Raw genomic sequence first — 20493 nt, forward strand, 5'->3', positions numbered from 1 at the left:
GCCAGGGCGCACATTATCCGACAACCGGTCACTCTTTCTCGCCAGTCGGAACGCTTGCGGCCGGCGCGGTTGCCGTCCGGTCCAGCCAGGCACGCAGATCGCGCGTGAACTTTTCCGGCTTCTCCCACATCGGGAAGTGCCCAAGATCCGGGTATTCGATCAGATCGACCTTGGTGTTGGTGAACCGCTTGACCGATGCTTTCGCGCTTTGCGAAATTACATCGTCGTACGAGCACCACTGCAACAACACCGGCACGCGCACGCTTTCCGCCACGGCCCCGACATCGCTGGTCTTGAAGGCCTTGGCGTTGGCCTGAATATATTGTGCCTGCCGTTGCAGCGCGCCGGGCAGGTTGTTCATGTCGTAAATCTGGTCGACCATGCGGTCAGTCGGCTCAAAATCCGGCGGCGTGGTGTCTTCCAGCACCAGCCGCCAGAATTCGCGGTGCCGCCAATCGGGCAGGATCGCCTTGTGCGTCGCCAGCATCCAGCGCAGCCGCCAGTCCACTTCGCGCGTCTGGCTGGGGCGTTCCAGCGGCAGCATGGAAAATGCCATAGCCGTCACATGCCCCGGATAGGCGCGGTTGTATTCCAGCCCCACGTTCGCCCCGTTGGACGTTGCCACCAGCGCGAACTTGTCGTGCCCCAGCGCCTTCATCAGCCCGTCCATCAACTGCGCCGAACGCGGCGTGGAATAGACACCGCTGGGATCAGGCCCGGTCAGGCCATAGGGCGACCAGTCGAACCGCACGACGCGGTACTTGTCGGCCAGCAGCGGGGCCACACCATCCCATTCGTGCAGGTTCACGATGGACCCGTGCAGCAGGACGACCACCGGCCCATCCTTCGGCCCTTCCTCGCGCACGTGCATCCGCACGCCGTCCACGGTCACGAACCGCGAAGGCGCATCGGCCCAGCGCTTTTCCAGCTCCGCCCGGTCGGTTTCGCCCGCGCCCGCGCGCAGGGCGAGAACCGTGCCGCCCAGCCCCAGCGCCAGCGCACCGACAAGGCCCAGCGCAATGTGCCGCTTCTTCATGCCTCCACTTTCAGGCGGGCAGGCAAGCCCAGCGTTTCGCGCAAGGTGGTGCCGGGATATTCGGTGCGAAGCCGCCCGCGCTTTTGCAGCACCGGCACGACCTGCTCAGCAAAATCTTCAAGCCCGCCGGGCATATAGCTCGGCTGCAGCGTGAAGCCATCACACGCGCCGCTGTCGCGCCATTCGATCATCATTTCAGCCATCTGTTCGCCGGTGCCGATGAACACGTTGTGCCCGCGCGGGTGGCGCATGAAATTGGCGGCGAAATCGCCCAGCGGCGTGCCCTTTTCGGCAGCAGGCCTTACCGATTTGGCCACATCGGCAGGCGGCAGCAACGTCTTGGCAAGGATATCATCCACCGGGATCGCGGCATCGGGATCATAGGCCGTCAGATCGCAGCACAGCGATTCCGAAAGGTATTCGATCGCCAGCGGCACATCGCCCATGTCGAGGATCGCGGCATGGTTCGTCCGCGCTTCCTCTTCGGTGCCGCCCAACACGCACGAAAGCCCCGGCATCACCCGCACACCATCGGGATTGCCGCCCACGCCCGCGATGCGGTGGCGCATGTCGTTGCGGAAATCGATCCCGGCTTCGATATTCGCGGCGGGGCAGAAAATGGCCTCTGCCGTGCGGGCGGCAAAATCACGGCCTTCGGGCGATTGGCCCGCCTGCACCAGCACGGGCCGCCCCTGCGGCAGTGCCGGTCCGGCGCGGTCCATCGCGGCCCACAGCTCACACGCCTTGGCCACGACGTCCACGGCGTTGCGATAGCGCTGATCCTTGGGCGGCAGTTCGGCTTCGCCAAAGTTCGGCGCGGTATCGGGGTGCGCGGTGGTCACGATGTTCCACCCGGCACGACCGCCGCTGATCCTGTCCATCGCGGCAAAGCGTTCGGCCAGCATTTCGGGCGTGTTGTAAGTGGTGGAAACCGTGGCGACGAGGCCGACCCGTTCGGTCACCGCCGCCATCGCCATCAGCAGGCTGACCGGGTCGAGCGTTGGCATCGCCAGCCGTCCCGGCGTGCGCCCGCCCGCGCCGCGCGATTGCAACTGATCGCCAAACACGATGGCGTCAAAGCACGCATCCTCGGCCATCTTCGCCACGCGGGCATAGTATTCCATCGAAAACACGCCCTCTGGCCGCGCGCGCGGGTGCCGCCAGCCGGTGGGGAAAAAGCCGATGCCCTGAAGGAAGGCCCAGAGGTGGATCTGCTTGCTCATGCGACATACTCCGGCACGAACGCGCCCTTGGCCTGCGTCGATGCGGTTTGGGGAAGCGCAAGGCCAAGCCGTTCGCGCAGGGTTCCGGTGATGGCAGGGACGGTGCCGGGACGGTCGGCCAGCAGCGCGCCGATTGCTGCGATTGCTGCAGGCAATGCTGCAGCCGATTCCGTCAGCATAAAATGCACGCCGTCGATTTCGCCAGTGTCGAACGACGCCGCCAGCGCTGCTGAATCCACCTCCGCGCCGGGCGCGATCTTCAGCAAACGCCGCGCCGATTCCGCCGCAGCATCAGGCGCATCGACCAGCACCACATCGGCATCGTCGATCCCGATGGGTGCGGCTTCATCCAGCACCAGCACGGGCTGGCCCTGCAGTGGGCGCATCGCGTTGACCGGGCCTGCCGTATCGAAAAACGGCCCGCGATAGTTCGGGCGCACGACCTGATCGGGGTTCAGGTAGACGCCGCTCTCTTTGTCGATCACCAGCGTATCGGCGCCCCAGCCATCCCACAGCGCGCGGGCGGCGCGCACCATGTCAGCCGCTGCACCCGGTTCGGCATCTTCTGCGATCACCGACCAGCCGGTGCGGCCATCGGCCAGAAAGTCCACCGCAGAAAGCGCGCGCGCCACATGGAAAGGATGCGCGTTCGATGCGGGCACCGTCGCCACGATGGCCGTCCGCGATGTCAGCGGCGCGGCCCATGCGGCCAGCACTTGCGCATCGAACGGGCGCGCGCCAGCACGGCCCAGCATCAGCAGATCAAGGCCAGCCGCTTCTGCCGCTGCGATGACGGGCCGCGCCAGTTCGGGCACGGCAAGATCGGCGTCTGTGACACAGGCCGAAACGATAAAGGATCGGGTCATACGATTATCACCGGTTCATGTAAGGGATGGATCGGCTCAGCGCCGGATTGCGTAATCAGAACAAGGTCTTCGCAGTGCGCCGAACCGCCGATGCCGGTGTCCAGCGTCGGGCAGTCGACCGAAAGGATCATGCCCGGCTCCAGCACGAAATCGGGCTTGCGCCAGAACCCGCCGTGGACCTCGCCCGGCTCGTCGGTATGGGCCAGACCCACGCTGTGCGGGCCGAAGCCGATGACCGCCTGATATCCGGCGGCGCGCACCGCTGCGCTGCCCAGCGCCACGATTTCGGAAAAGCGCAGGCCGGGCCGCAGCTTTTCGCGCACGGCGGCCCATGCAAAAGCGCTCGCCTCTGCCGCCGCCCGCGCGGGCTTCGTCGGTTCGCCCACGAACACAGTCCGCGCAAAATCGCCGTGGTAGCCAAGGAAACTGCTGACCCCATCGAGCATCAGCGTCTGGCCATCGGCCACTTTGATGCGCGAAAGATCGGACGAGACGCGATCAACATTCAGAAAAACCGAAGTATTTCCGCGCGCTGCACATTCCTGCCGGTAGAGCACCTGCAATTCGTGATGCGTCGCGCCCGCCCGGATCGCATGGCCCACCGCGTTCAGCGCATCGACGTTGGCACGCGCCGCGCGCGCCATCAGCGCCTGTTCCAGCGGCGATTTGATCAGGCGGATTTCGCGCAGGATGTTTTCGGCCTGCACCATCTGGCCGGGGTGATCGTGATGGGTGGCAACCTGTTCGATGACCGGGTGGTCAAAGCCGATTCGCCCCTGCCACAAGCCCAGCCCGCGCATTGCCGCCACGATCGCGCCGCCTGCGTCCGCTGCCATGCGTGTGGCACCCGCCAAAGCCGCCGAAACATGCTCCCGGTGCGCTTCAGTGTCGGTTAGGTGCATCTTGGTGCACTTCGGAAGAACCGGCCCATCGGGCACGATTCCCAGCGTTTCGTCGCCGCAATCGCCAAGGTCGTTATAGAGCCAGACCGCCACATCGGCACGGTCACGCCCATCGGCCCAGCTATAGTGATGCAGGAATCGGCTGATAACGAGGCCCGGCATTTCGGGCCTCTCCCGCGCAATCAGCGCAAAGGTGCCCGGCGGCTGGCCGGGCCGCGTCCGCCCGATCTGCGGCCAGTGACCCAGCGCGTGATAGACGTTGATCGGATCGCCCAGCACCAGCCCGTGCAGCCCGTGCCGCTCCATCACTTCGAAGGCGCGCGCCATGTTCATCGGCCCGCCGCGTTCAAGCGCGGCCAGCAGATCATCGTCGGAGGGATTCAAACGCCAGTCCATGCCCGTCAGCATGATCGCGCGGCGCGGTTCCCGAAGACCGCTGCCAAGACCTCTCCGCCACGCGGTTAATGCGCAAGCGGCATCAGGCAGCGGCAGCGGCAGGGATAGGCTCGCTTTCCATGACCCAGATCCCCCTTTCCCAAATCGAGCGTGCCTTCGTCAAACTCGACGAAGGCCAGCTTCACTTGCGCCGCCTGCCCGCCGCCGATCCTTCTTCTGTGCCGCTGCTGCTGCTGCACGCATCGCCCGCATCGTCGTGGTTCATGCAGGATTTCATGGCGGCGCTGCGGAGCGCGGGCTGCATGGGAGAGATCATCGCGCCCGACACGTTGGGCAATGGAGATTCGGTGGCCCCGGCAGAAGCGGACCCCGAAATCGGATACTTTGCCGGATCGATGGACCGCCTCTGCGATGCGCTGGGGCTGGAAAAGATCGACGTTTACGGCACCCACACCGGCGCGCGCATCGCCTGCGAACTGGCCGCCGCCTATCCTGACCGGGTGCGCGCGGTGATCCTTGATGGCATTACCGAATATGATGACGAGTTGCGCGATGCAGTGATCGCCAACTATGCGCCATCGGTGGAGCCGGACGAATATGGCCGCCACCTGATCTGGGCGTTCAATTTCTGCCGCGATCAGGCGCTGTTCTTCCCGCACTTCATGAAAGTGCCCGACCGCCGCCTTGCGGTGCCGATGCCGCCGCCGCAGATTCTGCACCGCATCACGATTGACGTGCTGAAGGCGCTGGATACCTATCACAAGCCCTATATCGCCGCCTTCCGCTATCGCAGCTTTGAACGGATGGAACGGGTGAAGGCCCCTACCCTGCTGCTGAAGCCCGAAACCGAACTGGCGTTGCTGAACGCATCGGTCGCCACCGCGCTGGAACGGCTGGACAACGGCCACGCGCTGGCCACCCCCGGCGATCCGGCGACCAAGGCGGCTGCGATTATCGCCTTTATCAAGGAACACGCAGCATGACCGCCGCCACCGCTTCGGCCAAGGATACCCGCCTGTCCATTGGCGTTTGCTTAGGATTCAGCGTGGGCACGGTGGGCGTTTCGATCATGCTCAACACCGTGACCAGCTTCTACCCGGCGTTCATGTCCACCGTGCTGGGCCAATCCCCCGAAATCGCCGGCTATCTGCTGATGATTTCCAAGCTGGCGGACGCGGTGATCGACGTTGTGGTCGGTTCCATGTCCGACAACGCGCGCACCCGCTGGGGGCGGCGCAAGCCGTTCCTGCTGGCGGGCGGATTGCTGTCTGCCGTATCGTTCCTGATGCTGTTTGCGCCGCCGGTCCTCAGCCAAGGCGCGCTGATGGCGTGGATGATCGCGGCGCTGCTGATCTATTCCACCGCCTATTCGCTGTTCAACGTGCCCTATATGGCGCTGCCTTCGGAATTGACCGACGGCTTCCACGAACGCACCCGGCTGATCTCGTTCCGCACCGTGTTCGTGTCCATCGGGCAGGTGCTGGCGCTGGCGGGCACAGCGGCGCTGGTGCAAAGCGGCGGCGCGGGGCGCGGCGGCTATGCCACGATGGGTCTGGTCATGGCGCTGATCATCGGCGGCGCGATGACCGCCACGGCGCTGTCCATCCCGGTGCGCCATGCGCCCGAAGGGATGCAGCGCGCCACTTCGCACATGCCCAACATGGCGCAGTTGCGCGCCATCGTGCGCAACCGCCCGTTCATGATGCTGCTGGGGGCAAAGGTCTTTCAGTTCCTGTCGTTCGCCTCTGTCGCATCCACCATGCTGCTGTTCATGCTGAACGTGGTGGGCATCGGCTATGACGGGCAGATCGTTCTGGCGATGACGCAGAACCTTGTCACGGCGCTTGCCATGCCGCTGTGGGTGTGGACCGGAAAGCGCATTGGCAAGCGCCGCACATACCTGATCGGTGTGGTGCTGTTCTGTGCGGCTGCGCTAAGCTGGCTGGTGGCGGATCAATCGATCAGCACGGTGGGCATCGTGGCGCGCGGGATCGTCAGCGGCCTTGGTTCGGGCGCGCTGATCCTGATGTCTATTTCCATGCTGGGCGATACGCAGGCCTATGACCGTTTCCTGACCGGCGAGGCGCGCGAGGGCCTGCTGTCCAGCGCCATCGCCGTGGTCGAAAAGGTCAGCTTTGCGCTGGGCGTGGCGGTGTTGGGCGTGTTCCTGCGCTGGCTGAACTATGTGCCCACTACCGGGGGCCAGATCATCGAGCAGCCACCGAGCGCAATCCTTGCGCTGAAGCTGGGCTTTGCGGTGATCCCGGCGGTGATGTTCGCGATCAACGGGCTGTTCCTGTGGTTCTACGATCTGGACGAGGCCAAGATGGAAGCCGCGCGGCAACGCGCTATGACGGGCTGAACGTCCATCACCGCTTGGCGGATAATCGAGCCAATACAAGCACAACCACCCGATGCTGGATCATAGTGCCACCATGCCGACATTCCCTGCCATCACGCGCGCCTATACCCGCTGCCGTCACGGCCAGATGCACTATCGCGTGGCGGGGCCAACTGATTCCGGGAATGTGCCGGTGGTTCTGCTGCACCAGAACCCTTCGTCGGGCTTTGAATACGAAGCGCTGATCGATGCGCTGGCGGCAGACCGCCGCGTGTTTGCCTTCGATACGCCGGGCTATGGCATGTCGGACGCGCCGCCATCGCCGCCGAGCATGGCAGGCTATGCCGCCGCGTTTTCCGATGCGCTGGACGCGCTTGCGGCAGACGGGTTGCTGGCTGGCCCTATCGACATTTACGGCTTCCACACCGGCACTTTGCTTTGCAGCGAACTGGCGATTGCCCGGCCCGACCGGGTGCGGCGCGTGGCGCTTACCGGCATTCCAATGTACCCCGCCAACGTTGCCGCCAAAAAGCTGGACGAGGCGCTGACCTACCCGGCGCCCGAAGACAGTGGCGATTCCACGCTGACGCTGCTGCGCAACTTGTGGAACTATGTCGTCACCAGCCGCGATCCGGCGGTGCCGCTGCAAAAGGCGGTGTTCAATTTTGCCGACAAGGCACGCGTGCTGGACCGATTCACATGGGCCTATCAGGGCGTTTGGGCTTGGGATTATTCCCGCCTTGGCCTCATTGGCCAGCCCACCCTTTTGCTTCAGCCTGCCGAAGACCTGATGCGCGTGTCGCTCGAAGCGGCCACCCTAATCCCCCAATGTTCCATTGTCGAAATGCCCGATCTTGATCGCGACATTTTTGACGTAGCTCCTGAACGGATTGCCCATGAACTCCGCCGTTTCTTCGATCACGCCCGATCTGCCAAATGACCTGCCCGTCGCGCAAGTTTCGCATTCGGTCCTGCACCCCGCGTTCATCGCGCGCGAGGTTGCGCGCCGTTATCCCACCAAGGGCGAGATCACGTGCTTCCTGCTCTATCGTGGGATGAACGACGTTTATCTGGTGCAGGACGACACTACCAAATACGCGCTGCGCGTGTGGCGCAAGACCTACCGCGACGTTGATGATGTGGCCTATGAACTCGATTTCCTCGCCTATCTTCAGGCGCAGGGCTATCCCGCTTCGGTGGCCGTGCCGCAGCACGATGGGCGGCTCTATTTCAAGGTCGCCTCACCCGAAGGTGAACGTGCGCTGGCGATGTATGACTGGGCGCCGGGCGTGAAGTTCGGTGAGCGGCTTTCGAACGAAACCGCATTCCGCATCGGCGCGGCGATGGCGCAGATGCACCTGCACGGCTTCGCCTGGGCGGGCAAGGATCACGCCTTTTCGACCAAGACCGCCAAGGATTACAACATCTGCATGCCCGCACTCATCGCGTTCGTGAACGACCGGCCCGATGACTTGCGCGATTATCCGCTGATCGCCGCCGCGCTCGACAAGCGGCTGGATGAACTGGCCGCCAGCGGCGAAGTGCCGCTGGGCGTGTGCCACCGCGATTTCCACCCCAGCAACGTCCATGTGGACGAGGACGGGGCGATCACTTTCCTCGATTTCGATGCGGCGGGCGAAGACTTCCTGATGCAGGACGTGCAGAACTTCGTCTGGGGCAACCTGTTCTATGGCTTCGATCCCGCCATCGGGGAAGCGTTTGAGGCGGGGTACGATTCCGTGCGTCCGTTCACGCAGGCCGAAAAGGACAACCGCGAACTGTTCCTGATGGCCAAGGCGCTGCGCCTTGTGGCGGGCATGGCAGAAAGCTCCACCGCGGTGGGCCGGGGCACGCTGCGGTTCCGCAACCTTGACTGGCTGGGCGATTATATCAAGACCCGCGCCCGCGCCTGCGGGTTGCTCTAAACATGGCCAGCGCCGCGCAAGGCACGATGCCCTCGTCCCGCCCGCCCTTTGCGCGGCGGGCGTGGATGACGGTGGGCATCCTGTTCCTTGCGGGCATCCTTTCGGTGATAGACCGGTCTGCCATCAACCTGCTGGTCGATCCGCTGAAGGCTGATCTGGGCATTACCGACGAACAGATCGGCCTGCTGCAGGGGCTGGCCTTCGGGCTGTTCTATGCCTGCATGGGCGTGCCGATGGGCATGGCGGCAGACCGCTTTTCACGGCGCAACCTGATCGCCTTCGGGATCACTGTGTGGAGCCTCGCCACGATCTGGAGCGGCTTTGCCCATTCGTTTGGTGAACTGTTCACCGCGCGCCTGCTGGTGGGATTTGGCGAAGCAGCCTTAAGCCCCGCCGCCATTTCGCTGATCGCAGACCTGTTCGTGCCCGAACGGCGCGGGCGGCCCATCGCGGTGTTCATGACCGGGCAGGGGCTCGCCAACGGCATCGCCATTTCGGTCACCGGCGTGATCCTGACCGCTGCTGCGGCGGGTGCCTTTGTCGGCCTGCCGCTGATCGGCGGACTGGCGGCGTGGCGGCTGGCGTTTCTGCTTTTCGGGTCTGCCGGGCTGATCGTGGCGGCGATGCTGCTGGTGCTGGCGCGCGAGCCTGCGCGGAAGAACGTCGCCATTGGCCCGCGCCGTGCGCCGGGGGCCGAAGAGGCGCGCTATTTCTGGCGCAACCGGGCAGTGCTGCTGCCGCTCTATCTGGGTTTTGCGGTGTGCTTTACCGTGGCCTATGGCGCGGGGGCTTGGGCGCCCACGATGCTGATGCGCGGCTATGGCGTGAACCCGGCCTTCCTTGCAGCATGGCTTGGGCCAATGGCGATGGCCTTTTCCGCGATAGGCCCGCTGATCGGCGGCACCCTGCTCGACCGATCGATGCGCGCAGGCAAGCCGATGGCGCGGTTTGCGATCCTGACCATCGCCCCCCTGTTCGCCATTCCATCGGTGCTGGCGGTGATGGCCGGGGAGAAGCATCTGGCGGCACTGCTGGTAGCATCTTCGGCGGCAGTGTTTTCGGTCATGGGCACGGTGATGCTGGCCACACTGCAATCGGTGGTGCCGCCGCAGATGCGCGGCAGCGCGGTTTCGCTCACGCTGGTGCTAAACACGCTGTTGGGCGCCGCGCTGGGGCCGCTGCTGGTGGCCAGCCTGACGCAGCGCGTGCTGGGTGATGATGCGCTGGTGGGCTGGGCCATCGCGGCAGTGTGCCTGCCCTGTCTCTTGGCGGCGAGCGGGCTTTATGCCCTTGCTCGGCGGCGGATGCGCAGCGCGCTCGATCTTGATGAGGGCGAATGCGCCCGCCTGCTGGCCGCCGAAGCAAGGACTCGCGCCTGAACCAATTCGCTGAACCAATTCAAGGGGAGTTGTGGACATGAAGTTTGTGCGAATGTTCGGCTTCATGGCGGCTGTCGCCATCGGGCTGGCCGCGCTGATCCTGCTGACGATGCGGCTGGGCTGGTGGAACCCTTCGTATGACAGCGTGATGAAGGCACAGGCGACCGCGCCTTCCACGTTCGAGACATATGGCACCGCGCGCATCCATATGCGCGATGAAGGGCCGCGCGATGGGCCGGTGGTGGTCATGCTCCATTCGTCCATGACCAATCTGCGCGAATGGGATGTCTGGGCCGATGCGCTGAAGGACCGCTATCGCGTGATCCGGTTTGACTGGCCGCCCTATGGCCTGTCCACCGACAGCGCGCCGTCCACCGGCATGCCCGGCGTGGTGAAGCTGCTGGAGCAGATCGTCGAGGCGAAGAAGATCGACAAGTTCGCTATCGTCGGCACATCGAGCGGCGCGACCATTGCCACGCTCTATGCCTCGGCTCACCCGGAAAAGGTCACTGCGCTGGCGCTGTCCACGCTGCCGCTGAAGGCCCCGCCGCCCACCGACTTCAGCAAACTGATGTGGTCGATGGTGTGGGTCCATGAAAACGTGGTGCCGAACTACTACCCGCGCTTCTACTATCGCCGCTCGCTCGGCGAACTGTATGGAAAGCCCGAACGGCTGACCGACGAAACCGTGGAATGGTCCTACCAGACCAACAACATCCCCGGCGGGTTCGAGCGGGTGCGCGAATACTATCAGGCCAACCTGAAAGCGGTATGGTCAAAGGGCGCGGGCGATGATGCGGCCAAAGTGACCGCACCGATCCTTCTGCAATGGGGCGATGCCGATCCGGTCCTGCCCGCTTACCTTGCAGACGATGCGGTGAAGGAGTTTTCTGGCACGAAGGTGGACCTGATCCACTACCCCGATCTGGGCCACTATCCGATGCTGGAACTGCCTGAACAGACGGCCAAGGATCTGCGTGCGTGGTTCGATCGCACGCTGGCTCCGGCAGCCCCGGCGGCAGCACGATGAGCGCGCCCGATCTGGCAGGGGCGTGGGCCTTGCACGGCGCAACGCTGGGCGGCGATGGCGAAGTGCTCTATGAATGGGACGCAGACCTTTCGATCAGCCAGAGCCGCGAAAGCATTGCGGTGGCCATCGAAACCAGCGGCTTCAAATCATCGCGCTCGGTCAGCTTTGCCGAGAAGTTGACCGCGCTGCCTTCGGGCGAATGGCACTTGCGCTATGGTTATGAGGCTGATGGCGATCACGCCGGCACCAAGCCGGGGCAGTTCTTCGGCCTTTCACAACTGACCTTCGCCCCTGATCTGCAATCTGCGGAAGGATCGTCGTGCAATTACAATGGCCGCTATGTGGTAATCCGCCTTTCCGCCACGCGAAAGGCGGCGGCATGACCGTGCGCCGGCTTATTGCCGCACTGGCGCTGGGATTGGTAACACCCGCCGGCGCACAAACCCCCGATCCCGATTCCGTTATTCCCACCGATGCCGTGATGCGCCAGCGCCATGCACTGCCCAAATCGCAGTTCGTCACCATCGCGGGCGAAACGGTGCATTACATGGACGAAGGCAAAGGCCCCGCGCTGCTGCTGCTACACGGATCGTTCGCTAGCCTGCGCCAGTGGGACGACATGGCGCGCGTATTGGCAAAGCACTACCGCGTGATCCGCTATGACCAGTCGCCAGCGGGCTTGTCCGGCCCCAACCCGGCGCAGGACTATTCGCTCGATCATCGCATGGCGGTGATCGACGGGCTGATGGACAGGCTGAAGATCGACCGCTTCGTGATCGTCGGCACATCAAGCGCGGGCGTGCCGACCACCGCCTATGCCGCGACTCGGCCAAACCGGATCATGGGCATGGTGGCGATCAACATCGCCATCGCCCGCTTCCCGTTCGACATATCGACGATGCCCAAGGCACTGCAGGACGCCGCAGCCGAGGACCGCACACACCCCACATTCCACCGCCCTGAATACTGGCGGCAGATCCTGCTCGCCAATGTCGAGGACAAAGCGCGGGTGACGCCCGAACTGGTGCGGCAGTGGACCGACCTCAACAATCGCGCGCTGCGCGATCCGGCTATCGGCAAGGCCGCCTACGCGCAGATGACGCCGTTCTCGCGTTCTGCCGAAGACCTGCCGAAGATCACCGCGCCCACGCTGATCCTGTGGGGCCGCGAGGATCACGAAACACCGGTGGACGCACACGGCGTGCCCGCCTTTGCGGCATCGGGTGCCATCGACAAGACGCTGGAACTGGTGCCCAACTGCGGCCACATGGCCCCGCTGGATTGCCCGACGCGGTTGCTGGAACGCACGCTGCCGTTCTTGAAGCGGGTGACGGGGAAATAAGCCCACTCTTAGCCGTTCGTCATTCCCGCCTTCGCGGGAATGACGAAGGTTTGGGGCAGCCTTACCCCGCGTCGCGCCCTGCCACCGCAGCACGGACCAGCGGGATCAGATCACGGCCGATGCCGATCACGTCTTCCACCGGATCGAAACCACGCAGGATGAACTTGTTCACGCCCACGTCGTAATAGTCCATCAGCGCATCGGCCACTTGGGCAGGCGTGCCCACCAGCGCGCCGGAATTGCTCTGCCCGCCGCGCAACTGGTTGATGCCATTCCAGAAGCATTTTTCCAGCCGGTCACCGCGCGCGGCCAGTTCCGCCGTGCGTTTGAAGCCATCGGCCTTGGCGGCAACGGTATTGACGGCAAGCTTGCCCATGTTGGCGGCCACCGCATCGCGGATCGCATCGGCGCGTGCCCATGCAGCGTCTTCGGTTTCGCCAAGGATTACGCGCATCGAACACAGGAACGCCGGGTTGCGGCCAAACGGCGCAGCCGCTTCGCGCACTTTGCCCACGACCTCGGTCATGCCCGCAACCGTGTCTGAAAGCGTGGCGAACGTATCGCAATATTGTCCCGCTACTTCGAGCGCGGCAGGACTCATCCCGCCGAAATAGACCGGCACATCGCGGTTCGCAGGCTTCACTGCGGCAAAGCCTCCGGTGAAGCGGAACCATTTGCCCTCATGCGTGATCGGCGCTTCGCTGGTCCACATCGCGCGCAGGATTTCGATGTATTCCTTCGCTCGGTCATAGCGTTCGACCTTGGTCAGGTAATCGCCATCGGCCTGCGTTTCTTCATCGCTGGCGGCGGTGATGATGTGGACGCCGAGCCTTCCCGGCATCAGCCGGTCGAGCGTGGCCAGCATCCGCGCGGCCATCGTCGGCGGGATAAAGCCGGGGCGATGCGCCAGCATCACGCCAAGCCGCGCGGTGTGGGCGGCAATCGTGGCGGCGATGGTGAAGTTGTCGGGCATGACCGCCGCATTGGCGACCAGCACTTTGTCATAGCCCCAGGCATCGTGCAGCTTGGCCATGCGCACGATGCCTTCGGGATCGAACGTCTCGAACGGCAGCGGCGCAGTTTCGCTTGATATGTTGTGGTTTATCAGGCCGTTGATTTCGACAGGCATGGCGCTTTTCCCTCAAGCTCGGTTCAGTCTCTATGGTCTGAGACTATGCCTGCTGCACGATCGGCGAAGCAGCGCCGCGCCGCTCTCCGCCTGTCGGAACCGGAAGGGCTGCAGGCAAGCTTACCGCATCCATCGTTGCAACTAGAAGGCCTTCTACCTTACGTTTCCTCGTCACCCCGGCCTTCGCCGGGGTGACGAGGAGAGGAAGCATATTGCCAGTGGTATAATCACCACAGAAAAGGCCCGCCGGATCATCTCCGACGGGCCTTCTCCCTCATGGCTTGTTAGCCGCAGCGCTCACCGCCCCTTCGGCGCCGGTGGCGGCACGGGCGGGGTCCACCCAGCGGGCACCGGAGCCGGGGTCTGTTCGCGCGCATAGTTTTCAAGGCTCGAAAGCGACGGGCCGTAATCCTCGGTTGGCGCGTGCAGCCACTTTTCGTCCATCGCCCGGGCGGCGGCCACCAGATCGGCGGGCAGGCCCTTTTCGCCTTCGGGGATGGTCTGGAAGTGGGTGAAATAGCTGACGTGCCCTTCGGCCTGCCCCATCAGCATCCATGGCAGCCAAGGCGTGATGCGGCTCCACGCGCCGATGTGCGGAATATGGGTCAGCTTGGGGTTCTCCACGTCTTCGCGCTTCACCGTGTAGATGAAGTGTTCGGACACGCGGTTCATCACGCCAGAGCTTTCGCGCACCCACTTGTCGGGCTGCAGCGCGTTGGGATACTGCATGTCTATCCCGGTGTGCAGCAGCATGGTGCCATTGGGGCCGAATTCCCAATCCTGCAGGAAGGGCACCTTCTTCGGCTCTGCTTTCTGCAATCCGCCATAGGACGGCGCTTCGGGCTGGAACTGGCTGATGGTGAAGTTGAACGGATCGTTGGCGATCGGAACGACCTTCACCTTTTCACCGGTATAGGGATTGTCCCATTCTTTCATGATCTCGCCGGTTTCGAGATTGCGGTAGAACACGATCTCGCGCAGCATCCGGCGATAGGAACCGTCCTCCAGTCGCTTGGTCCGCACAAAGCTGAACCCTTCGACATCAAACAGCGGACGAACCTTTTCGTTCGGGCGCACGCCATAGGCCTTGCCCTTGATCCAGCCGCACTTTTCCTTGGTCGGATCGATATCGGCATCGAGGCGCACATAGGTATCGCGCGTCCATTCTGGATCCTTGAAGTCGATCTTGGTCTTGAACGCCGGGGTCTGCTTGCTTGGCCCCTTTGCAGCTTTGGCGGCATTCGCCACGCCGGGCGCAATTGCCAGCCCGGCGGCAAGGCCTGCCAGCCCAAGGCTGCCACGGCGGGTCATCTTCAAGTCATCCATCTTGTCTGCATCCATTGCTGGCGGTTGACGGTAATGTCTCTTTCAGGCCGGCCTTGCTGAATCGCACGCCTCCTGTCGATGCGCATGTTTCCGCCTTCCGTGATCAGACCGCAGTGCGCTACATTAGGGTGTTCGCTGTGCGGATAGGCAAGTCCGGCACGGTTTGACGCAAGGGGGAGGAAAAGCAAGAACCGCGCACGGTCAGCATGACCGATGCCCTATTCATCGGAGTCGCATGATGCTCAATACGTTCCAGCAGGCCGATCATCCGATCCTGCCAACAGCCACGGCGGACGAGGCATCGCGGCAGGAATTTGCCAAAAGCTTCAAGGGCTTCATCCAGTCCACCCTGCTGCCGGGACTGACCCCGATCTATCAGGGCCGCGTGGCCCGCTCCTTCGAAAAGTCCAATGGTCGCGCCCCTGCCGATCGCCGCGACATTCGCGCTGGCATGGTCGATGACATCTATTTCCAACACTACGCCTCCGCCAATCGCGTAGCCCAGGAACTGCTGTGGGAATCGGTTGTCTCATCCATCGATCGCCAGTTGCCCGAACTGAACGCCAAGGCGGCGCAGCTTTCGGGCGCGGCAAAGGCCGCTCTCGATATTCCGGCAGATTTCGTGCCCCCGCGCTATGTCACCGCGCTCGACATTCACTGTATGCCGGGCGGCTATTGCAGCGAAGTGTGCGAAGACGACATCTCGGTCGGCGCACTCTATGATCGCGGGGTCTATCTCTATTCGATGGGCTATACCGGCCCGAACAACGATGACATGGGCCGTTCGGTGGTGAACTACCTGAAGCGCCACATGCCCGATTTCCAGCCGCGCCGCATTCTCGACATGGGCTGCACCGTCGGCCATTCCACCCTGCCCTACAAGGAACTGTTCCCCGAAGCAGAAGTCTGGGGCATTGACGTGGGCGGGCCGTGCGTGCGCTATGCCCACGCCCGCGCTGCCGGAATGGGGCTAGACGTGAACTTCGCGCAGATGAACGCCGAGGAAACGTCGTTCCCCGATGGCCACTTCGATCTGGTCGTCAGCCACATCCTGCTGCACGAAACCAGCGGAAAGGCCATGCCGCGCGTCTTTGCGGAAGCGCATCGCGTGCTGGCCCCGGGCGGGCTGATGATCCACGCCGATCTTCCGCCGTTCGATCTGATGGACCCGTTCACCCAGTTCATTCTCGACAACGAGACATGGTACAACAACGAACCGTTCTGGGGCGCGATGCGCGACATGGACCAGATCGCCCTTGCCGAAAAGGCCGGGTTCGACCGTTCGCAGGTGCGCTTTGACACCGCGCCGATGGCCGTGATGGAATTTGCCGCCGCTGCCGAAGGGTATAGCCAGGAAGCGAGCGAGCATGTGGCCGAGCGCGAGTTCACCGCAGGCGAATTTGCCCCCGGCGGCGGTTGGGAAGTGCTGATCGCCCGCAAGGCCGATGCCGCCGCGCTTGCCGCCTGACCCTCTGATACGAAAAGACCTGCCTCATGACCGAAGCTGAAAACCGCCCGCACGTTATCCGTTATGCCAAGGGCAAGCGTCCGCAGTTCTACGAAACGCCGGGCATGGATGCGGCCATGTCGATGATCATGGTGCTGGCCAGCGAAGTATCCGTCCTGCGCGACCGGCTCGATTCAGCAGAGCGCGTGGCCAAGGCCGGCGGCCTTGATCTGGCCGCCGGGATCGAGAAGCTCGAACTGGATCAGGACGCGCTGGAGGCCCGCGAAGCAGCGCGGCAAGACTTCATGACCCGCCTGTTCCACGTGCAGTTGAAGGACGCCGACGAAGCCGCACAGGCTCAGACGGACGACGCTTTCAAGGCAACGATCCACGAGATCGCGCAGCAGTAAACCTGCTCTGCCTTCCCGGCACAAAAAGGGTGCACCGCGACCCCATGCGGCGCACCCTTTGTTGTTTGAGGATGATTGACCTTGCAAATCGCCTCAAATTCTCGTCACCCCGGCGCAGGCCGGGGTCCATTTCTCCTCCGCAAGAGCACTTTCCGACCAATCTGGCTCACCGTGACGGAGCCGATTTTGGCCGAGTGCAAGGATCGAGGAGCGAGCCATGCTCATGCATAGTGACCGACGAGAGACGCAGCAATCGGCCAAAAGGGGCCCGCCCCGAAGGGGTTGTCGCAGGAAGCCCCTCGGACAGCGTCGCCTTGCTTGGACGGGCAACCAGCCCGCCCTGCACAAGGCTCCTTGCCGAGAAGCTTCCTGCGCCAATCACGATGAGCCAGATTGGTCGGAAAGTGCTCAAGCTGCGGGTTCGGTCGCAAGATGGACCCCGGAACAAGTCCGGGGAGACGAATAAAGCAAGTCGCGAAGCTGCCTGTTCGCAAACGATGTAATCGCCCTTCGTTTACCCCTATCGATCCAGCCGATAGCGTGAGAAGATCAGCAGGCTGACCAACTGCGTTCCCACCGGGATCAGGCTGTAGAGCAGGACTATGCCGTGGATCGCCTGCGGCGTTTGCGCCACCGCGCCACCGGTTGACGATACGAAGCCGAACGCGCTCATCACCAGTCCCGCCAGCACGGGGCCAAGCGCGAAGGACAGTTTCTCGAACGCGGAGAACAGGCCTGCGAACACGCCTTCGTTGGCCACGCCCTTGTGGCGGCGCTGATAATCGATGGTGTCGGTCAGCATAGACAGCGACAGCATGACGAAAGCGGAATTGACCACGCCGATGATCCCGCCGCGCACCAGCACCAGCACATGCTGCGTGCCCAGCGCGCCAAGGCCGGGAAGCGTGACCAGCACGTCATCGGCGGGGTGGATGAAATACCACGTTGCCGTGACCGCCGCCCAGCCGAGCGAGGCGACGACATAGGCGCGCTCCTTGCCCCATGTGCGCGAAAGACGCAGCCACATCGGTTGGGCGACGATGCCGCAGATCGACATGATCAGGATGAACGCGGGCACGATCCACACCGCTTGCAGCGCGTAAAGGTAGATGAAGCCGATCACGGTATAGCCTGCCGCCTGCCCCACGTTCTGCACAAGGCAGGTGGTCAGCAGCACGAGATAGGGCCGGTTGCCCGCAATCGCGCCAAGCTGGCTGCGCAAGGTGCCGGGCGCGGTCTGGTCCACGATCATCGGCACGCGCATCAGGCCAAGTGCCGTCACCAGCATCGTGGCCATCGAGGCAAGCCCCAGCACCACCGCCATCACCGTCCAGCCGAAATCACCGCCGCCCAGCCCATAGACCAGCGGCTGCGCCACGCCCACGCCCACCAGCACGCCCAGCGTCGAAAAGACCATGCGGAACACCATGATCCGCGTCCGTTCGTGCGCATCGTGCGAAAGCGCGGCGGCAATGGCGAGATAGGGCACCGAGAACATTGAAAACGCGGTGGACGCCAGAAAGAACAGCGCGCAAGTGATCGCCGCTGACAGCAGCGGACTGCCACTTTTGGTCAAGGTGAACAGAGCCAAGAAGCCCAGCCCGGTCAACACCGCGCCCGCCACCAGAAACGGCGTGCGGCCAAACCGGCCCCGCGCCCGGTCAGACCATGCACCCACCAGCGGATCGCACACGATCAGCCACAGCTTGGGCACCAGCACCACCAGCCCCGCCAGCCATGCCTCGACGCCCAGCATCGTCGTCATGAACAGCGGCAACAGCACGGCAGGCGTATCGCGAAACACCTGCGCGCCCAGTTGGCCGATGCCATAGCGGGCAAGGACGGACGTGGCGATCCGGCCATCGTGCGCCGAAGTATCGGCCTGCGCGCCAACCGACATGGAATGTGCTGTCATCGCCTGAATTTCGCCCCGTCTGTGGCTGCTTCGTGCAGCTTGTCATTCTGCGCAAGGCCGCGCCCTGCCGCAAGCCAACCACAATGCCCGCTACCGCGCAACCGGCGCGGGTCGAGCGCCGAGTATCCGCCAGCCGGAAACGACCGGAGGGGCGCACGCTCCCGCCCCACCACAATTCTCCACACTGGCAAAAGGGACAACCCTAGCGTTTTGCAGAGTCGGCAAACCGCTTTCCCGCGCGTCTAGTGGCAAAAACCGGAATCGGACGGATCGGGAGAGAAATGCGCGTTATTGCCGAAGGGCTTGTTACCGAAGACACGCCGCCCAGCCTGATCGGCGGGCGTGAGCGCGAGAGCGGGCGCGTGGTATTCCCCTGCCCCCCCGGTGAACGGTACGAACCCGTTGCCCTTTCGCGCACTGGTACGCTGTGGTCCTACACAATTCAGCGCTATCGCCCCAAATCCCCGCCCTATGCCGGGCCGGAAGCGTTCCGTCCGTGGGCCGTCGCCTATGTCGAACTGCCCGGTGAAGTGATCGTGGAATCGCGGCTGACCGATGTGGCGTTCGAAGACATCCGCATCGGAATGCCGCTGGAACTGACGATGATCCCGCTTGATCCCGAAGCTGCCGATCCCGTGCTTATCCCCGCCTTCCGTCCGACTGGAGCAGCAGCATGAGCGGCGACGTTTGCATCGTTGGCGTGGGCATCCACCCCTTTGGCCGCACCGATGGGCTTTCCGGCCTTGAACAGGGCGTCTTCGCCGTGCGGCAGGCGCTGGCCGATGCCGGGATTGATTGGCCGGACGTGCAGTTCGCCTATGGATCGTCGGATTCCGCAGGGAATCCCGATACGATGGTGGACCGTCTGGGCCTTACCGGCGTGCAATTCATCAACGTGCGCAATGGCTGCGCGGCGGGCGGATCGGCCCTGTTTTCCGCGCAGATGGCGATCAAGAGCGGCGAGTTCGACATCGGCCTTGCCGTGGGCTTCGACAAGCATCCGCGCGGCGCGTTCAACGCTCTGCCGAGCGAATACAACCTGCCCGACTGGTATGGCGACGCAGGCTACATGATCACCACGCAATTCTTTGCGGCCAAGATCATGCGTTACATGCACGAACACGGTATCAGCCAGACCACGCTGGCGCGCGTGGCCAACAAGGCCTTCCGCAACGCCGTCCACGCCCCCCACGCATGGCGGCGCGAGCCGGTGGATATGGAAACCATCCTCGAAGCACCGCTGGTTTCGGACCCCTATACCAAATACATGTTTTGTTCGCCTGCCGAAGGCGGCGTGGCGCTGATCCTTGCCAGCGAGAAGAAGGCGCGCGAACTGGGCAAGCCGCTGGTCCGGCTGAAAGCCGCAACCATGCGCACGCGCCCGCCCAAGAGCTTCGAGGTTTTCGCCCCCTCGATCGACATCGGCGGCGGCACCGCCACGGCCACGCGCATTGCCAGCGCCGATGCTTTCCGCATGGCCGGGATCGGGCCGGAGGATATCGCGCTGGCGCAGTTGCAGGATACCGAATGCGGCGCTGAAATCATGCACATGGCCGAAAACGGTTTCTGCAAGGATGGCGATCAGGAAGCCTGGCTGGCGCAAGGCCGCACTGAACTCGGCGGCGCGTTGCCGGTCAACACCGATGGCGGCTGCCTTGCCTGCGGCGAACCCATCGGCGCATCGGGCCTGCGACAGGTCTATGAAAACGTCGTCCAGTTGCGCGGCGATGGCGGTGGCCGTCAGGTGCAGGGCAATCCCAAGACCGCCTACAGCCACGTCTATGGCGCACCGGGCGTCTCTGCCGTAACCATTCTCGAACGCTGAC

The 20493-nt window shown here is 63.8% G+C and carries 19 protein-coding genes; 12 read left to right on the plus strand and 7 right to left on the minus strand.

Going from position 1 to position 20493, the window contains the following annotated elements; translation table 11 throughout:
* Positions 1-28 precede the first annotated feature (28 nt).
* From HGI47_RS05755 to HGI47_RS05770, 4 genes are read right to left on the minus strand one after another with little or no spacing between them, the layout of a single operon-like run.
* A complete protein-coding gene (locus HGI47_RS05755; RefSeq protein WP_168851882.1) occupies positions 29-1036 on the minus strand; it encodes an alpha/beta fold hydrolase in 1008 nt (335 codons plus the stop codon).
* Entirely contained in the window at positions 1033-2259 is a 1227-nt protein-coding gene (locus tag HGI47_RS05760) for an LLM class flavin-dependent oxidoreductase (protein ID WP_168851883.1), read from the minus strand. The genes HGI47_RS05755 and HGI47_RS05760 overlap by 4 nt, the downstream gene beginning before the upstream one ends.
* The gene (locus HGI47_RS05765) at positions 2256-3125 is read right to left on the minus strand and encodes an LLM class flavin-dependent oxidoreductase (RefSeq protein ID WP_168851884.1); all 870 of its coding nucleotides are present in this window, start codon (positions 3123-3125) and stop codon (positions 2256-2258) included. Before HGI47_RS05765 ends, HGI47_RS05760 begins: the two co-directional genes overlap by 4 nt.
* Positions 3122-4435, minus strand: coding sequence for a Xaa-Pro peptidase family protein (locus HGI47_RS05770; RefSeq protein ID WP_240950013.1), 1314 nt, complete (start codon positions 4433-4435; stop codon positions 3122-3124). The genes HGI47_RS05765 and HGI47_RS05770 overlap by 4 nt, the downstream gene beginning before the upstream one ends.
* A 107-nt stretch (positions 4436-4542) precedes the next feature.
* On the opposite strand from HGI47_RS05770, the gene HGI47_RS05775 reads away from it, so the two are divergent.
* From HGI47_RS05775 to HGI47_RS05810, 8 genes are read left to right on the plus strand one after another with little or no spacing between them, the layout of a single operon-like run.
* Positions 4543-5406 (plus strand): alpha/beta fold hydrolase, encoded by an 864-nt coding sequence (locus tag HGI47_RS05775; protein ID WP_168851885.1) that lies wholly within the window; start codon positions 4543-4545, stop codon positions 5404-5406.
* Positions 5403-6785 (plus strand): MFS transporter, encoded by a 1383-nt coding sequence (locus HGI47_RS05780; protein ID WP_168851886.1) that lies wholly within the window; start codon positions 5403-5405, stop codon positions 6783-6785. Before HGI47_RS05775 ends, HGI47_RS05780 begins: the two co-directional genes overlap by 4 nt.
* Before the next feature lie 52 nt (positions 6786-6837).
* Positions 6838-7704, plus strand: a complete 867-nt coding sequence (locus tag HGI47_RS05785) for an alpha/beta fold hydrolase (RefSeq protein ID WP_240950014.1) — start codon at positions 6838-6840, stop codon at positions 7702-7704.
* Positions 7661-8689, plus strand: a complete 1029-nt coding sequence (locus tag HGI47_RS05790) for a phosphotransferase enzyme family protein (protein WP_168851887.1) — start codon at positions 7661-7663, stop codon at positions 8687-8689. The genes HGI47_RS05785 and HGI47_RS05790 overlap by 44 nt, the downstream gene beginning before the upstream one ends.
* A gap of 2 nt (positions 8690-8691) precedes the next feature.
* Positions 8692-10068 carry an MFS transporter gene (locus HGI47_RS05795; protein ID WP_168851888.1) on the plus strand — a complete coding sequence of 459 codons (1377 nt, stop codon included), beginning with the start codon at positions 8692-8694 and terminating at the stop codon, positions 10066-10068.
* Positions 10069-10105: 37 nt separating this feature from the next.
* Positions 10106-11098 (plus strand): alpha/beta fold hydrolase, encoded by a 993-nt coding sequence (locus tag HGI47_RS05800; protein ID WP_168851889.1) that lies wholly within the window; start codon positions 10106-10108, stop codon positions 11096-11098.
* Positions 11050-11481, plus strand: coding sequence for a hypothetical protein (locus tag HGI47_RS05805; protein ID WP_168851890.1), 432 nt, complete (start codon positions 11050-11052; stop codon positions 11479-11481). Before HGI47_RS05800 ends, HGI47_RS05805 begins: the two co-directional genes overlap by 49 nt.
* Positions 11478-12440 carry an alpha/beta fold hydrolase gene (locus HGI47_RS05810; RefSeq protein ID WP_168851891.1) on the plus strand — a complete coding sequence of 321 codons (963 nt, stop codon included), beginning with the start codon at positions 11478-11480 and terminating at the stop codon, positions 12438-12440. The genes HGI47_RS05805 and HGI47_RS05810 overlap by 4 nt, the downstream gene beginning before the upstream one ends.
* Positions 12441-12501: 61 nt before the next feature.
* Here the strand turns inward: HGI47_RS05810 and HGI47_RS05815 are convergent, their stop codons facing one another.
* Both HGI47_RS05815 and HGI47_RS05820 read right to left on the minus strand, forming a co-directional pair.
* Positions 12502-13569, minus strand: a complete 1068-nt coding sequence (locus tag HGI47_RS05815; RefSeq protein ID WP_168851892.1) for an LLM class flavin-dependent oxidoreductase — start codon at positions 13567-13569, stop codon at positions 12502-12504.
* 297 nt (positions 13570-13866) lie between these two features.
* Complete coding sequence (locus tag HGI47_RS05820; RefSeq protein WP_168851893.1) at positions 13867-14895, minus strand: DUF1838 family protein; 1029 nt, start codon at positions 14893-14895, stop codon at positions 13867-13869.
* Between the two features lie 238 nt (positions 14896-15133).
* Between HGI47_RS05820 and HGI47_RS05825 the strand changes: the two genes are divergently transcribed.
* Positions 15134-16363 carry a class I SAM-dependent methyltransferase gene (locus HGI47_RS05825; protein ID WP_168851894.1) on the plus strand — a complete coding sequence of 410 codons (1230 nt, stop codon included), beginning with the start codon at positions 15134-15136 and terminating at the stop codon, positions 16361-16363.
* 26 nt (positions 16364-16389) lie between these two features.
* Positions 16390-16752: a hypothetical protein gene (locus HGI47_RS05830; RefSeq protein WP_168851895.1), complete on the plus strand. Its 363-nt coding sequence runs from the start codon at positions 16390-16392 to the stop codon at positions 16750-16752.
* A 520-nt stretch (positions 16753-17272) separates the two neighbouring features.
* Here HGI47_RS05830 and HGI47_RS05835 read toward each other — a convergent pair.
* On the minus strand, positions 17273-18667 hold the full coding sequence (locus HGI47_RS05835; RefSeq protein ID WP_240950015.1) for an MFS transporter: 1395 nt from the start codon (positions 18665-18667) through the stop codon (positions 17273-17275).
* A gap of 281 nt (positions 18668-18948) precedes the next feature.
* Here HGI47_RS05835 and HGI47_RS05840 point away from each other — a divergent pair, with 281 nt between their 5' ends.
* Together HGI47_RS05840 and HGI47_RS05845 are read left to right on the plus strand one after the other, a co-directional pair.
* Entirely contained in the window at positions 18949-19344 is a 396-nt protein-coding gene (locus HGI47_RS05840; protein WP_168851896.1) for a Zn-ribbon domain-containing OB-fold protein, read from the plus strand.
* On the plus strand, positions 19341-20492 hold the full coding sequence (locus tag HGI47_RS05845; protein ID WP_168851897.1) for a thiolase family protein: 1152 nt from the start codon (positions 19341-19343) through the stop codon (positions 20490-20492). Before HGI47_RS05840 ends, HGI47_RS05845 begins: the two co-directional genes overlap by 4 nt.
* Position 20493: the final 1 nt, after the last annotated feature.

Origin of the sequence: Novosphingobium sp. ERN07, from assembly GCF_012641335.1 — a bacterium.
Taxonomy (GTDB): Bacteria; Pseudomonadota; Alphaproteobacteria; order Sphingomonadales; family Sphingomonadaceae; genus Novosphingobium.